The sequence below is a fragment of the Mesorhizobium sp. BR1-1-3 genome (assembly GCF_020165455.1).
Classification (GTDB): domain Bacteria; phylum Pseudomonadota; class Alphaproteobacteria; order Rhizobiales; family Rhizobiaceae; genus Mesorhizobium; species Mesorhizobium ciceri.
Genome location: NZ_JAIUIC010000001.1, coordinates 437061 through 449657, shown reverse-complemented (window position 1 = coordinate 449657; position 12597 = coordinate 437061). Strand labels below are relative to the sequence as shown.

Genomic DNA, 12597 nt, shown 5'->3' with positions numbered 1-12597 from the left:
ATGGAACGGCGCTCCTGGAAGTTCTTCGCGCGAATCGAGAGCTTGATAGTCGTCGTTCTGGTGCTCTTGCTGACGCTGGCTATTGGAGGTGCCGTGGTGGCTCTAATTGGCGCAATGTTTGGCTTGAGTTCGGTGAAGAATATTGGTGGTTCGATTGCGGGCCTAGGCGCGGCTGGGTTTTTTGGCTGGATGTTCGTTGCGGGCAAACTAGCGCGCTTGTCTCCAAGGGGATCCCGTCAAGGGCAGAGCGTCGAGAACACCAAGAACACGAAAGTAGAAAAGAATGCTTGAAATCAGAAACCTGCACGCTCGCATCGTCGATGACGGCACCGAAATCATCCGCGGCTTGAACCTGACGGTGAAAGCCGGCGAGGTCGCCGCGATCATGGGGCCGAACGGCTCGGGCAAATCGACGCTGTCCTACATCCTCGCCGGCCGCGAGGACTATGAGGTGACCGAAGGCGACATCCTCTACAACGGCCAGTCGATCCTCGAAATGGATCCGGCCGAGCGCGCCACGTCAGGCATTTTCCTCGCCTTCCAGTATCCGATGGAGATACCGGGCGTCGCCACCATGGAATTCCTGAAGGTGGCGATGAACGAGCAACGCAAGGCGCGTGGCGAGGAGCCGCTGAAGATCCCGGAATTTTTGAAGCGCGTGAAGGAAGCCGCCGCCTCGCTCAGCATGGACATGGCGATGCTGAAGCGGCCGCTTAATGTCGGCTTTTCCGGTGGCGAGAAGAAGCGGGCAGAGATCCTGCAGATGAAGCTGCTGGAGCCGAAATTGTGCGTGCTCGACGAAACCGATTCCGGGCTCGACATCGATGCGCTGAAGATCGTGTCCGATGGCGTCAACGCGCTGCGCGCGCCGGACCGGGCGTTCCTGGTCATCACCCATTACCAGCGCCTGCTTGAGCACATCGTGCCCGACACCGTGCATGTGCTCTACAAGGGGCAGGTCATCAAGTCAGGCGACAAGTCGCTAGCGCTCGACCTGGAAGCCAATGGCTATGCCGGCGTGATCGGCGAAGCAGCGTGAGATGCCAGAGGTAATACCGATGAACATGCACGCACAACCGCAGCGGACACCGGCCGAGACAGCGTTGATCGACGCGTTCGGCGACCGGTTGTCGCTGCTGCCCGGCGACGGCGCGGTGATGCTGAAGCGCGACGACGCCATCGAGACGATCAAGCACGGCCTGCCGACGCGGCGCGTCGAATCCTGGCACTATACCGACCTGCGCCGGTTGCTGAATACCGTGCCGGACTTCGACCCGGCCGCCTTGGCCAAAGTCATTGCGCCGATCGTCGACGGTTCCACCGTGGTGTCGATCCTGAACGGCAAGTCCGACGCCAAAGCGCCGGTTCTTGAAGGCGTCTCTTTCCAGCGCCTGTCGGAAAAGCTGGTCGACGGCAGCGCAGCACCTGGGCTCGACCCCTATGGCAGCGACGACGCCATCGGCGCGCTGAACACGGCTTTCGTCGCCGACGGATATTTTGTCGACATCGCCGATGGCGTGGAACTCGAAAAGCCGGTCGAGCTGCAGAACCTGCAGGCCGGCGGCCAGACCCATGTGCGCCTGCCAGTGCGTGTCGGCGCCGGCGCCAAGGCCGTCATCGTCGAACGGCAGACAGGTGACGGCGCTGCCCTGGGCAGCTCGGTCAGCCAGCTCGTGCTCGGCGAAGGCGCCGAGGTGACGTGGCTGATTGTCCAGGAACAGCCGGAAACGGCGACGCATCTGGCCCAGTTCAAGGCCCATATCGGCAAGAATGCCAAGCTGACGTTGTTCGTCATGAACGCCGGCGGCAAGCTCGTGCGCCAGGAGATCATGGTCAGGACGACTGGCGAAGGCGCCGATTTCAAGCTGCGCGGCATCAACCTCTTGGCCGGCGACACCCATACCGACGTGACCATGGTTCTCGACCACGCCGTGCCGCACACGACCTCGACGGAGATCATCCGCAACGTGGTGACGGGCAAGGCGCGCGGCGTGTTTCAGGGCCGCATCAACGTCCATCAATATGCGCAGAAGACCAACGCCAAGATGGCTTGCAACACGCTGTTGCTGTCGGACGACGGCGAATTCTCGACCAAGCCGGAGCTGGAAATCTTCGCCGACGACGTGATTTGCGGCCATGGCGCGACGGTCACCGAGATCGACCACGATCATCTGTTCTACCTGATGGCGCGCGGCGTCGACGAGAAAAGCGCGCGGGGGCTGCTCGTGAAGGCCTTCGTCGCCGAGGTGATCGAGGAACTGGACGACGAGGCGATCGTCGAAGCGCTGGAAGCGCGGCTCGACGGCTGGTTCGTGGCACACGGGTGACCTGATGAACGCACCGGGCAAGATCGGAGATTTCTACGACGTCGAAGCGATCCGCCGCGATTTCCCGATCCTGTCGCGGGAAGTCTATGGCAAGAAGCTGGTCTATCTCGACAATGGCGCCTCGGCACAGAAGCCGCAGGTGGTGCTCGACGCCGTCCAGCACGCCTACAGCCAGGAATACGCCAACGTCCATCGTGGCCTGCACTTCCTCTCGAACGCCGCGACCGACGCTTATGAAAAGGCGCGAGAAACGGTGCGCCGCTTCCTCAATGCGCCAAGCACCGACAACATCGTCTTCACCTCGAACACGACCTCGGCCATCAACACGGTCGCCTACGGCTATGGCATGCCCAACATCGGCGAGGGCGACGAGATCGTGCTGTCGATCATGGAGCACCACTCCAACATCGTTCCCTGGCATTTCATCCGCGAGCGGCAGGGCGCCAAGCTGGTCTGGGTGCCGGTCGACGATCTCGGCGTCTTCCACATCGAGGAATTCGAGAGGCGGCTGACCGATCGCACCAAGCTCGTTGCCATCACGCAGATGTCGAATGCACTGGGCACGGTGACGCCGATCAAGGAGATCGTGCGCATCGCGCATTCGCGCGGAATTCCCGTCCTCGTCGACGGCAGCCAGAGCGCCGTGCATATGCCGATCGATGTGCAGGATCTCGACTGCGACTTCTTCGTCTTCACCGGGCACAAGGTTTATGGCCCTTCGGGCATCGGCGTGCTCTACGGCAAGAAGGACATTCTCCAGGGCATGCGCCCCTTCATGGGCGGTGGCGAGATGATCGAGGAGGTGACGGAAGACATCGTCACCTACAACGAGCCGCCGCATCGTTTCGAAGCCGGCACGCCGCCGATCGTGCAGGCGATCGGACTGGGTGCCGCGCTCGACTATATGGAAACGATCGGCCGCGAGCGCATCGCCGCGCATGAGGAAGACCTCAAGACTTATGCGCATGAGCGGCTACGCGCCATCAATTCGCTGCGCATCTTCGGCGATGCTCCCGGCAAGGGAGCCATCATCTCGTTCGAACTGCAAGGCATTCATGCGCACGACGTGTCGATGGTGATAGACAGGCAGGGCGTTGCTGTCCGCGCGGGCACCCATTGCGCCCAGCCGCTGTTGAAACGTTTTGGTGTAACCTCCACATGCAGGGCATCGTTCGGCATGTATAATACCAGGGCCGAAGTCGACGCTTTGGCCGAGGCGCTTGAAAAAGCGCGCAAATTCTTCGGATGACGATTTTTTTGGGTGACGACCATGGATGATGCAAGCATCGCTGCCGAGACCACTCCGGAAACCGCGCCCAATGCGCTGGTTTCGGGATCGGCCATTCCAGCCGACGAACTGGCGCGGTTGACCGACGACATCGTATCGGCGCTGAAGACGGTCTACGATCCGGAAATCCCGGCCGATATCTACGAGCTCGGCCTCATCTACAAGATCGACATCGAGGACAATCGCTCGGTCAAGATCGACATGACGCTGACCGCTCCCGGCTGCCCTGTCGCCGGCGAAATGCCCGGCTGGGTCGAAAATGCCGTCGGCGCCGTCGAAGGCGTGTCCGGCGTCGAGGTCAACATGACCTTCGACCCGCCCTGGTCGGCCGACCGCATGTCGGAAGAGGCGCAGGTGGCGGTGGGTTGGTACTAGCCCGACAGAGGCTGGTGCACTTGCGCCATGGATAAAACTTCACCATTTTAGGTGAGGAATCATTCGGCAGGCCTTGAACCTGCATGGAATGGAAGGAAAAAGAATGGGACGCTTCGCCGTCATCACCATGACCGAAAAGGCCGCCGACCGGGTGCGCGAGATCGTCGCCACCCGCGGCAACGCGCATGGCATCCGCCTCGGCATCAAGAAGGGCGGCTGCGCCGGCATGGAATATACGGTCGATCTGGTGAGCGAGCCCAACACCAAGGACGACCATATCGAGCGCGACGGCGCCCATGTCTATGTCGCGCCGGAAGCAGCCCTTTTCCTGTTCGGCACCGAGATGGATTTCGAGCAGACGACGCTGCGCACCGGCTTCACCTTCCACAACCCGAACCAGAGTTCGGCCTGCGGCTGCGGCGAATCCGTCGAATTGAAGCCGGCCGACCTGAAGGCGCTGGCAGAGGCCCGCGCTTCGGCTTGATTTTTTCCTTCGCCCCGTTTACGCGGAGAAAGTGTCACGAAGTGACGGATGAGGGGCAGCGCCAGCCTTTCCAGAGTTAGCTCCGCCCAGCCTGCCGGCGTACGTCGTTAGAAAATCCAAGCAATTGGCTTTTCGTTCGCTGCGCGGATCACTCCTCACCTCCCCGTAAACGGGGCGAAGAAACTCACTCCACCCACATGCCCGTCCGCTTGTGCCAATCGGCGATCGATTCCTCGGGATAGACGTCGAAGACCTTGTCGTGCTTGCCAACCACCGGCTCCACCCAGTTCGCTTTGTATTTCAGCATCAGGTGCACTCGGCTCGGCGGAATGGGTAAATCGCTGTCGATCGCTGAGGCGAAGGGGTGCACCAGTTCCGGCCATGTCGGATCGTAGAGCCAAAGGGCTGAGCCGCATTTCTTGCAGAAATTGCGCTCGCCGGTTGAGATTTCGCAATGCGGATGCTCGTCGTCCTCGATCTCCGCCCGAAAGACGCCGAGGCTGCGCTTGCCCCTGATGTTCAGTGTCTCGTTGTCGGCACCGAGATTGATGGCAAACCCGCCGCCGCCCTGCTGCTTGCGGCAGATCGAGCAGTAGCACAGCATGAATGGCGCCGGCGTGTGGCTCTCCACCTCGAAACGCACGGCATTGCAGCGGCAGGACCCTTTCAGCAGAAGCGGCATGGCGGGAAAACTCCGATACCTCTCTCAACCTGTCAGCATGATTTTGGTTGCGGCGATGACAAGGCCAGATGCCGGTGACATGATCTCGGCATGGACAATGAACGCATCGCCGAACTGTTCGAGGGCCTAGGCCCGGTCAGCATCCGCAAACTGTTCGGCGGCAAGGGCATCTATTTCGACGGCGTCATCGTCGCCATCGTGCTGCGCAGCGAATTGCTGTTGAAGGCCGACGAGCAAAGCGCCCCCGAGTTCGAGGCCGCCGGCTGCACGCAATGGACCTATACCGGCTCGCGCCACGGCAAGCTGGTCGCCATGCCCTATTGGAGCGTTCCCGACAGCGCTTTCGATGATCCCGACGAGATGACGGCCTGGGCACGCCGGGCCTATGAGGCGGGGCGAAGGGCGGGGAAGTGAATGCCAACTTTGGCACAGCGGAGGGACAGCACCCCCCTCTGTCCCGCCGACCTTGGAGGCCGTGCCCTACAATGCCCTGGCTATCCTCGCCGCCAGCCGTGCATTGTTTTCCACCAGCGCGATGTTGGTCTTGAGGCTCCTGCCGCCGGTCAGTTCGAGGATTTTTCCCAGCAGGAACGGCGTCACCGCCTTGCCGGTCACGTTGAGCGCTTCGGCGGCCTTCTGCGCGGCCTCGATATAGCCCGTCATCTCTTCAGCCGGGATTTCCTGGTTTTCCGGCACAGGATTGGCAATCAGCATGCCGCCGGCGAGCCCTAGTGCCGCCCGCGTCTGGTAGAAATGCGCGATCTCTTCCGGCTCGTGCAAGGTCAGCGGCGCGCGGAACGGCGATTGCCTGGACCAGAAGGCCGGCATCGTCTCGCAGCCATGGCCGATCACCGGCACGCCGCGCGTCTCCAGCACTTCCAGCGTCTTTTCGATGTCGAGGATGGCCTTGGCGCCGGCCGAGACGACAATCACCGGGGTGCGCGCCAGCTCGTCGAGATCGGCGGAAATGTCAAAGCTCTTTTCGGCGCCCTTGTGCACGCCGCCGATACCGCCGGTGGCGAACACTTTTATGCCGACCATATGCGCCGCGATCATCGTGGCGGCGACCGTGGTGCCGCCGGTGCGCCCTTGCGCCACGGCAAAACCGAGATCGGCGCGCGACAGTTTCATGGCGTCGCCCGTCATCGCCAGCGATTCGCGCTCGCCGTCCGAAAGCCCGATCTTGATGCGGCCGCCAACCACGGCGATCGTCGCCGGCACGGCGCCGCCATCGCTGATGATCTTTTCGACATCAGCCGCCATGGCGCCATTGTCGGGGTAGGGCATGCCATGGGTGATGATGGTGCTTTCCAGCGCCACCACCGGCCGGCCGTCGGCCAGGGCCTGCGCCACCGGCGCGTGGATGTCGATGAAGGGGCGGGCGGTCTCAGGGGTCATCAAGGTCTCCTATCCGGAATGCGGCGCGTCCGTCGGACGCTCGGCAACATCGCGGCACTATGAATTCGCCGGTCTCATGCCACTTCCCTGGCATCCGGCACAAGAGCCAACGCTTCCGCGAAGCTCGCCGCGGTGAACTCCGGAACGGCGGCGGCGCTTTCGATGGCAAGCGTCGCCCCGGCAATGCCTTCGCGCAGAGCTGCCCGCAGCGGCAGTCCGCGCAGCAAGGCAGCGACCGTTGCGCCCGCCAGCGCATCGCCGGCGCCGGTGACGTCGGCGACCTTTCTTGGTGGCGGCGGCAGGATAGAGAAGGCGCCGGCTTCATCGAAGCCCAGCATGGGCCCGCCGCCTGCCGTCACCACGCCGCTGACGAGGCCGCTGCATCGCAACCCGTCGACGACCTCGCGCTTCGTGGCATTCGCGGCGACGCCGGCCAGCGCCATGGCCTCGCGCCGGTTCATGAAGACCAGCGAAAGCTCCTTCAGCACCGGTAGCAACCGCACCACCTTGGCCGGCGAAATGGCAATCGCGAAAACCGGCTTGCCCGCGGCGAGCGCGACCAGCCGCTCCAGCGCCGTCGTCGGCAGGTTGGCGTCGCAGAAGACGGCATCTGCGGCAGCGATCACCTCCCGCACCTTGGAGCGCCTGATCTGCTTGGGAAACGCCAGGTCGTAGAGCGCCATGTCGGCAAAGCCGACGATCAGTTCGCCTTCGCTGTCGATCAGCGCCGTGTAGCTCGGCGTCGTGCGGTCGAGGAAGACCGCCGACAGGTCGGCAATGCCTGCCTCGGCGATGGCTCGCGAAACGGTGTCGGCAGCGGGATCGCCGCCGCGAACCGACATCAGCGACGCGGAGACGCCGCGCCGCACGGCACTGCGCAAGGCGTTGAAGACGCCGCCGCCGACATCCTCGCGCATCGTGCCCGGATTGGAGGCGGCGGGCACGTAGGCGCCGGACACCTGGCCGCGCCGGTCGATATGGGCGCCGCCTACGGCCAGTATTTTCGCGGATTTCAGCATGCCGGCGATATGACCTTTGTTATTCCAGCCGCACAAGCGCTAGGCTGTGCGACCGAGCTTCGCATGCAAGGCGGCGATTCGGCAGGTCGAAACAACCGAGCCGTCTGGCCCAACGTGCGGTGCATTCCTGATCGAATCCTTGGACAAAAAAAGAACAAATCCGGATATTGCTTGTTTTTCAGTTATTTGGTCCCTCTTGCCAAATGAGAACAAAAAAGGTACAAATAGGCAGGGATTACGGATTGTCCGGCCTTCATTGACGACCAAGGGGTGATGTATCATGGCTCAGAATTCTTTGCGGCTGGTAGAGGACAAGGCAGTGGACAAATCAAAGGCTCTGGATGCGGCGCTGTCGCAGATCGAGCGGGCTTTCGGCAAGGGCTCGATCATGCGGCTCGGCGCCAACGAGCAGGTCGTCGAGATCGAAACGGTGCCGACCGGCTCGCTTGGCCTCGACATCGCGCTTGGCGTCGGTGGCCTGCCGCGCGGCCGCATCATCGAGATCTACGGGCCGGAAAGCTCGGGCAAGACGACGCTGGCCCTGCACACCGTGGCCGAAGCCCAGAAGAAGGGCGGCATCTGCGCTTTCGTCGATGCCGAGCACGCGCTTGACCCGGTCTATGCCCGCAAGCTTGGCGTCGATCTCGAAAACTTGCTGATTTCGCAGCCCGACACCGGTGAGCAGGCGCTGGAAATCTGCGACACGCTGGTGCGCTCCGGCGCCATCGACGTGCTGGTGGTCGATTCGGTCGCGGCGCTGACGCCACGCGCCGAAATCGAAGGCGAGATGGGCGATTCGCTGCCCGGCCTGCAGGCCCGCCTGATGAGCCAGGCGCTGCGCAAGCTGACCGCCTCGATCTCGCGCTCCAACACCATGGTCATCTTCATCAACCAGATTCGCATGAAGATCGGCGTCATGTTCGGTTCGCCCGAGACGACGACCGGCGGCAACGCACTGAAATTCTACGCATCGGTGCGCCTCGACATCCGCCGCATCGGCTCGGTCAAGGACCGCGACGAAGTCGTCGGCAACCAGACCCGCGTCAAGGTGGTCAAGAACAAGCTGGCGCCGCCCTTCAAGGTGGTCGAGTTCGACATCATGTATGGTGAAGGCGTGTCCAAGACCGGCGAACTGGTCGATCTCGGCGTCAAGGCCGGCGTGGTCGAGAAGTCGGGCGCCTGGTTCTCCTACAATTCGCAGCGTCTCGGCCAAGGCCGCGAGAATGCCAAACTGTTCCTGCGCGACAATCCCGACACCGCACGCGAGATCGAGCTGGCGCTCCGACAGAATGCCGGGCTGATCGCCGAAAAGTTCCTTGAGAATGGCGGCTCCGAAGGTGGCGACGACGGGTTCGAGGAGGAATCCGGCGCGATGTGACAACTCGCGAGGTCGGCCGGAGTTCGGCCATAATCGCATTCTATTATCTCGGGCTTAAGTAATCGAGTTCCGCGTTAATGCGTTTTGAAACCGCCGGCCCAGTGCCGGCGGTTTTGCGTTTCGGCGGCGAAAACAGGCCGGTTCGAACGGCCGGCAAAGGCCGTGGATTGGACCAATTCCGTGTTTCTGGACAGGGTGAAGCGCGGCGGCTAAAAGGCCAAGTCCTAATCTTCTAAAACGCAGAGCCCATTTCCGCCGGTTTGCCGGCGGCCCTTCCGAAAAGGCAGCATTCATGAGTGGCGTGAACGAAATCCGGTCGACATTTCTCGACTACTTCCGCAAGGAGGGGCACGAGATCGTCGCGTCGAGTCCGCTGGTGCCGCGCAACGACCCGACGCTGATGTTCACCAACGCCGGCATGGTACAGTTCAAGAACGTCTTCACCGGCCTGGAGAAGCGGCCCTATTCGCGCGCCTCGACCGCCCAGAAGAGCGTTCGCGCCGGCGGCAAGCACAACGATCTCGACAATGTCGGCTACACCGCGCGTCATCTGACCTTCTTCGAGATGCTCGGCAACTTCTCCTTCGGCGACTATTTCAAGGAGCGCGCCATCGAGCTTGCCTGGAACCTGATCACCAGGGAATTCGGGCTGAGCAAGGACAAGCTGCTGGTCACCGTCTATCACACGGATGACGAGGCGGCCGGCTTCTGGAAGAAGATCGCCGGTTTTTCCGACGACCGCATCATTCGCATCGCGACCTCGGACAATTTCTGGGCGATGGGCGACACCGGACCCTGCGGGCCGTGCTCGGAGATCTTCATCGACCGCGGCGAGCACATCTGGGGCGGCCCTCCCGGCAGCCCGGAGGAAGATGGCGACCGTTTCCTGGAATTCTGGAACCTGGTATTCATGCAGTATGAACAGGTGACGAAGGAGGAGCGCATCGACCTGCCGCGCCCCTCGATCGACACCGGCATGGGCCTGGAGCGCATGGCGTCCATCCTGCAAGGGGTGGAAAGCGTCTTCGAGACCGATCTGTTCCGTCACCTGATCGACGCGGCCTCGTCCGCGATCGGGCATGGTCCCGACAAGGAGACGGTCGCCTCCTACCGGGTCATTGCCGATCATCTGCGCTCGTCCTCCTTCCTGGTCGCCGATGGCGTGCTGCCCTCGAACGAAGGCAGGGGCTACGTCCTGCGCCGCATCATGCGCCGCGCCATGCGCCATGCACAGCTGCTCGGTGCCAACGAACCGCTGATGTGGAAGCTGGTGCCGGCGCTGGTGCGCGAAATGGGCCAGGCCTATCCGGAACTGCTGCGCGGCGAACAATTGATCACCGAGACGCTGAAGCTCGAGGAGACCAGGTTTCGCAAGACGCTGGTGCGCGGCCTCGGCCTGCTTTCCGAGGCGACCGAAACGCTGCATGCCGGCGACATGCTGGATGGCGAGACGGCCTTCAAGCTCTACGACACCTATGGCTTCCCGCTCGACCTGACGCAGGACGCACTGCGCCAGCGCAGCATCTCGGTCGATCTTGCCGGCTTCACCAACGCGATGGAGCAGCAGAAGGCCGAGGCGCGCAAGCATTGGGCCGGGTCCGGCGACGCCGCCACCGAGACCATCTGGTTCTCGGTGCGCGAGAAGGCCGGTGCCACCGAGTTCCTCGGCTATGAGACTGAAGCTGCGGAAGGCATCATCCAGGCGCTTGTCCGGGACGGCAAGGCTGTCGACGGCGCCGGCAAGGGCGACGCGGTGGCGATCGTCGTCAACCAGACGCCGTTCTATGCCGAGTCCGGCGGCCAGATGGGCGACACCGGCGTCATCTCCGGCGAGGGGTTCTCGATCGAGGTTTCGGATACGCAGAAGAAGGCCGACGGGCTGTTCGTGCATATCGGCAAGGTGGCCAGCGGCACCGTCAAGACGGGCGCGGCTGTCGAGCTGAAGGTCGATCATGCAAGGCGCTCGAGGCTGCGCGCCAACCATTCCGCGACGCATCTGATCCATGAGGCGCTGCGCGAAGTGCTGGGCAGCCATGTCGCACAGAAGGGCTCGCTGGTCGCGCCCGAGCGCCTGCGCTTTGACATCTCGCACAACAAGCCGATTTCGGCCGAAGACCTCGAAGAGGTCGAGCGCATGGCCAACGAGATCGTCGTCCAGAACGGCCCGGTGACCACGCGCCTGATGTCGGTCGACGATGCCATCGCCGAGGGCGCCATGGCGCTGTTTGGCGAAAAGTACGGCGACGAAGTGCGCGTCGTGTCGATGGGCACCGGCCTGCACGGCGCCAAGGCGAACCGGCCCTATTCGGTCGAGCTCTGCGGTGGCACCCATGTCCGGGCGACCGGCGATATCGGCCTCGTGCGTGTCGTATCGGACAGCGCGGTCGCCGCCGGCGTGCGCCGCATCGAGGCATTGACGGGCGAAGCCGCGCGCAAACATCTCGACGAGCAAGACAGGCGTTTGAAGGCGACGGCAGCCGTGTTGAAGATTTCGCCGGCCGATGTACCGGCGCGCGTCGAGACGCTGCTCGAAGAGCGCAAGAAGCTCGAAAAGGAACTGACCGAAGCGCGCAAGAAGCTGGCATTGGGCGGCGGATCGTCTGCCGATGCTCCAGCCGCCAATGAGACGGTCGCCGGTGTCGGCTTCCTCGGCAAGACGGTCTCAGGTGTCTCACCGAAGGACCTGAAGCCGCTGGCCGATGCCGGCAAGACGTCGCTCGGCTCCGGCGTCGTCGTCTTCGTCGGCTCCGGTGAGGACAACAAGGCCAGCGTCGTCGTCGCCGTCACCGACGACCTCGTCGGCCGCTTCAGCGCCGTCGACCTTGTCCGTGTGGCCTCCGCAGCACTCGGCGGGCAGGGCGGCGGCGGACGGCCCGACATGGCCCAGGCTGGCGGCCCCGACGCTTCCAAGGCCGATGATGCGATTGCTGCGGTAAGGGCGGCACTCGAAGCGGCGTAGGCGAGTGGACTGAATTTAAAGCAACGGTTGGAGGGACAGCGGACGTCACTTATCAGCCGATTTTTTCAGTCTGCACGAAGCTCGGCCGAGCCGCAATGCGCGCATACCAGTCCCGGATATCAGGGAACTCGGCCAGCAGATTTTGCCCCTCGGCGACCTTGACGAAATAACCGATGATCGGTGCGGCATGCAGGTCGGCCAGCGTCAGCTGGTCGCCCAGCAGCCACGGTCCCGGCGCTTTCAGCGCGGACAGCGTCCGAAGCGCTTTGCTCGCCTGAGCAAGGCCGCCGGCGATCAACGCCTCATCCGGCTGAGCCTTCTCCAGCCGCTCGACGGCGACATCCCAGACCATCGACCTGTAGGCGTAGGCATCGAGCAAGCCGATGATCAGGTTCATGGTTGCGCGGGTGCGCGCATCGGCAGGCTGCAGCGCCGGCCCGTCGAAGGCTTCGTCGATATAGCGGGCGATCGCATTGGTCTCGAACAGCCGAAACCCGTCATGCGCGAAGGCCGGGATGCGGCCGAACGGATGATGCTCGAAATACCAGGCGGGAACGCCCTCGGCGGCAAAGACATCGACCGGCACAAGCTCGTAGTCGATGCCTTTTTCCGCGAATACGAGGCGGACGATGCGTACATAGACGCTGTAATCCGCCCCGTAGACGATGGGCTTGCCCATCTTGCTTA

At 63.1% G+C, this 12597-nt stretch carries 13 protein-coding genes; 9 read left to right on the top strand and 4 right to left on the bottom strand.

From position 1 onward, the window contains the following. The 6 genes from LB559_RS02275 (at position 1) to sufA (ending at position 4474) form a co-directional block, all read left to right on the top strand. Positions 1-291: a hypothetical protein gene (locus tag LB559_RS02275; protein WP_127395584.1), complete on the top strand. Its 291-nt coding sequence runs from the start codon at positions 1-3 to the stop codon at positions 289-291. Continuing rightward, positions 284-1039, top strand: coding sequence for a Fe-S cluster assembly ATPase SufC (sufC, locus tag LB559_RS02270; protein ID WP_023810312.1), 756 nt, complete (start codon positions 284-286; stop codon positions 1037-1039). The genes LB559_RS02275 and sufC overlap by 8 nt, the downstream gene beginning before the upstream one ends. Before the next feature lie 19 nt (positions 1040-1058). Continuing rightward, a complete protein-coding gene (gene sufD / locus LB559_RS02265) occupies positions 1059-2327 on the top strand; it encodes a Fe-S cluster assembly protein SufD (protein WP_127384847.1) in 1269 nt (422 codons plus the stop codon). A 4-nt stretch (positions 2328-2331) separates the two neighbouring features. Next, the gene (locus LB559_RS02260; protein ID WP_224672949.1) at positions 2332-3576 is read left to right on the top strand and encodes a cysteine desulfurase; all 1245 of its coding nucleotides are present in this window, start codon (positions 2332-2334) and stop codon (positions 3574-3576) included. 21 nt (positions 3577-3597) lie between these two features. Further along, positions 3598-3990, top strand: a complete 393-nt coding sequence (locus tag LB559_RS02255; RefSeq protein ID WP_013532157.1) for an SUF system Fe-S cluster assembly protein — start codon at positions 3598-3600, stop codon at positions 3988-3990. Between the two features lie 103 nt (positions 3991-4093). Continuing rightward, positions 4094-4474: a Fe-S cluster assembly scaffold SufA gene (gene sufA, locus LB559_RS02250; protein WP_224672948.1), complete on the top strand. Its 381-nt coding sequence runs from the start codon at positions 4094-4096 to the stop codon at positions 4472-4474. Positions 4475-4658: 184 nt separating this feature from the next. On the opposite strand, the gene LB559_RS02245 is transcribed toward sufA, so the two are convergent. Then, a complete protein-coding gene (locus tag LB559_RS02245) occupies positions 4659-5156 on the bottom strand; it encodes a GFA family protein (RefSeq protein ID WP_024504571.1) in 498 nt (165 codons plus the stop codon). Between the two features lie 90 nt (positions 5157-5246). Between LB559_RS02245 and LB559_RS02240 the strand changes: the two genes are divergently transcribed. Further along, positions 5247-5570: a TfoX/Sxy family protein gene (locus LB559_RS02240; protein ID WP_224672947.1), complete on the top strand. Its 324-nt coding sequence runs from the start codon at positions 5247-5249 to the stop codon at positions 5568-5570. Positions 5571-5636: 66 nt separating this feature from the next. Here the strand turns inward: LB559_RS02240 and LB559_RS02235 are convergent, their stop codons facing one another. Together LB559_RS02235 and LB559_RS02230 are read right to left on the bottom strand one after the other, a co-directional pair. After that, positions 5637-6554 (bottom strand): pseudouridine-5'-phosphate glycosidase, encoded by a 918-nt coding sequence (locus tag LB559_RS02235; RefSeq protein ID WP_027162377.1) that lies wholly within the window; start codon positions 6552-6554, stop codon positions 5637-5639. A gap of 74 nt (positions 6555-6628) precedes the next feature. Then, on the bottom strand, positions 6629-7573 hold the full coding sequence (locus tag LB559_RS02230; RefSeq protein ID WP_224672946.1) for a carbohydrate kinase family protein: 945 nt from the start codon (positions 7571-7573) through the stop codon (positions 6629-6631). A 280-nt stretch (positions 7574-7853) separates the two neighbouring features. Here LB559_RS02230 and recA point away from each other — a divergent pair, with 280 nt between their 5' ends. Then, positions 7854-8951, top strand: a complete 1098-nt coding sequence (gene recA / locus LB559_RS02225; protein WP_013532151.1) for a recombinase RecA — start codon at positions 7854-7856, stop codon at positions 8949-8951. Positions 8952-9243: 292 nt separating this feature from the next. Beyond that, a complete protein-coding gene (alaS, locus tag LB559_RS02220; RefSeq protein WP_224619625.1) occupies positions 9244-11910 on the top strand; it encodes an alanine--tRNA ligase in 2667 nt (888 codons plus the stop codon). A 52-nt stretch (positions 11911-11962) separates the two neighbouring features. Here the strand turns inward: alaS and LB559_RS02215 are convergent, their stop codons facing one another. After that, positions 11963-12589, bottom strand: a complete 627-nt coding sequence (locus tag LB559_RS02215) for a glutathione S-transferase family protein (RefSeq protein WP_224672945.1) — start codon at positions 12587-12589, stop codon at positions 11963-11965. Positions 12590-12597: the final 8 nt, after the last annotated feature.

Excerpts from the sequence above, each read along its gene's own strand:
- sufC (WP_023810312.1), top strand. The coding sequence starts at position 284 with ATGCTTGAAATCAGAAACCTGCACGCTCGCATCGTCGATGACGGCACC.
- recA (WP_013532151.1), top strand. The coding sequence starts at position 7,854 with ATGGCTCAGAATTCTTTGCGGCTGGTAGAGGACAAGGCAGTGGACAAA.
- LB559_RS02215 (WP_224672945.1), bottom strand. The coding sequence starts at position 12,589 with ATGGGCAAGCCCATCGTCTACGGGGCGGATTACAGCGTCTATGTACGC.
- LB559_RS02260 (WP_224672949.1), top strand. The coding sequence starts at position 2,332 with ATGAACGCACCGGGCAAGATCGGAGATTTCTACGACGTCGAAGCGATC.
- LB559_RS02245 (WP_024504571.1), bottom strand. The coding sequence starts at position 5,156 with ATGCCGCTTCTGCTGAAAGGGTCCTGCCGCTGCAATGCCGTGCGTTTC.
- alaS (WP_224619625.1), top strand. The coding sequence starts at position 9,244 with ATGAGTGGCGTGAACGAAATCCGGTCGACATTTCTCGACTACTTCCGC.
- LB559_RS02235 (WP_027162377.1), bottom strand. The coding sequence starts at position 6,554 with ATGACCCCTGAGACCGCCCGCCCCTTCATCGACATCCACGCGCCGGTG.
- sufD (WP_127384847.1), top strand. The coding sequence starts at position 1,059 with ATGAACATGCACGCACAACCGCAGCGGACACCGGCCGAGACAGCGTTG.
- sufA (WP_224672948.1), top strand. The coding sequence starts at position 4,094 with ATGGGACGCTTCGCCGTCATCACCATGACCGAAAAGGCCGCCGACCGG.
- LB559_RS02240 (WP_224672947.1), top strand. The coding sequence starts at position 5,247 with ATGGACAATGAACGCATCGCCGAACTGTTCGAGGGCCTAGGCCCGGTC.
- LB559_RS02275 (WP_127395584.1), top strand. The coding sequence starts at position 1 with ATGGAACGGCGCTCCTGGAAGTTCTTCGCGCGAATCGAGAGCTTGATA.
- LB559_RS02255 (WP_013532157.1), top strand. The coding sequence starts at position 3,598 with ATGGATGATGCAAGCATCGCTGCCGAGACCACTCCGGAAACCGCGCCC.
- LB559_RS02230 (WP_224672946.1), bottom strand. The coding sequence starts at position 7,573 with ATGCTGAAATCCGCGAAAATACTGGCCGTAGGCGGCGCCCATATCGAC.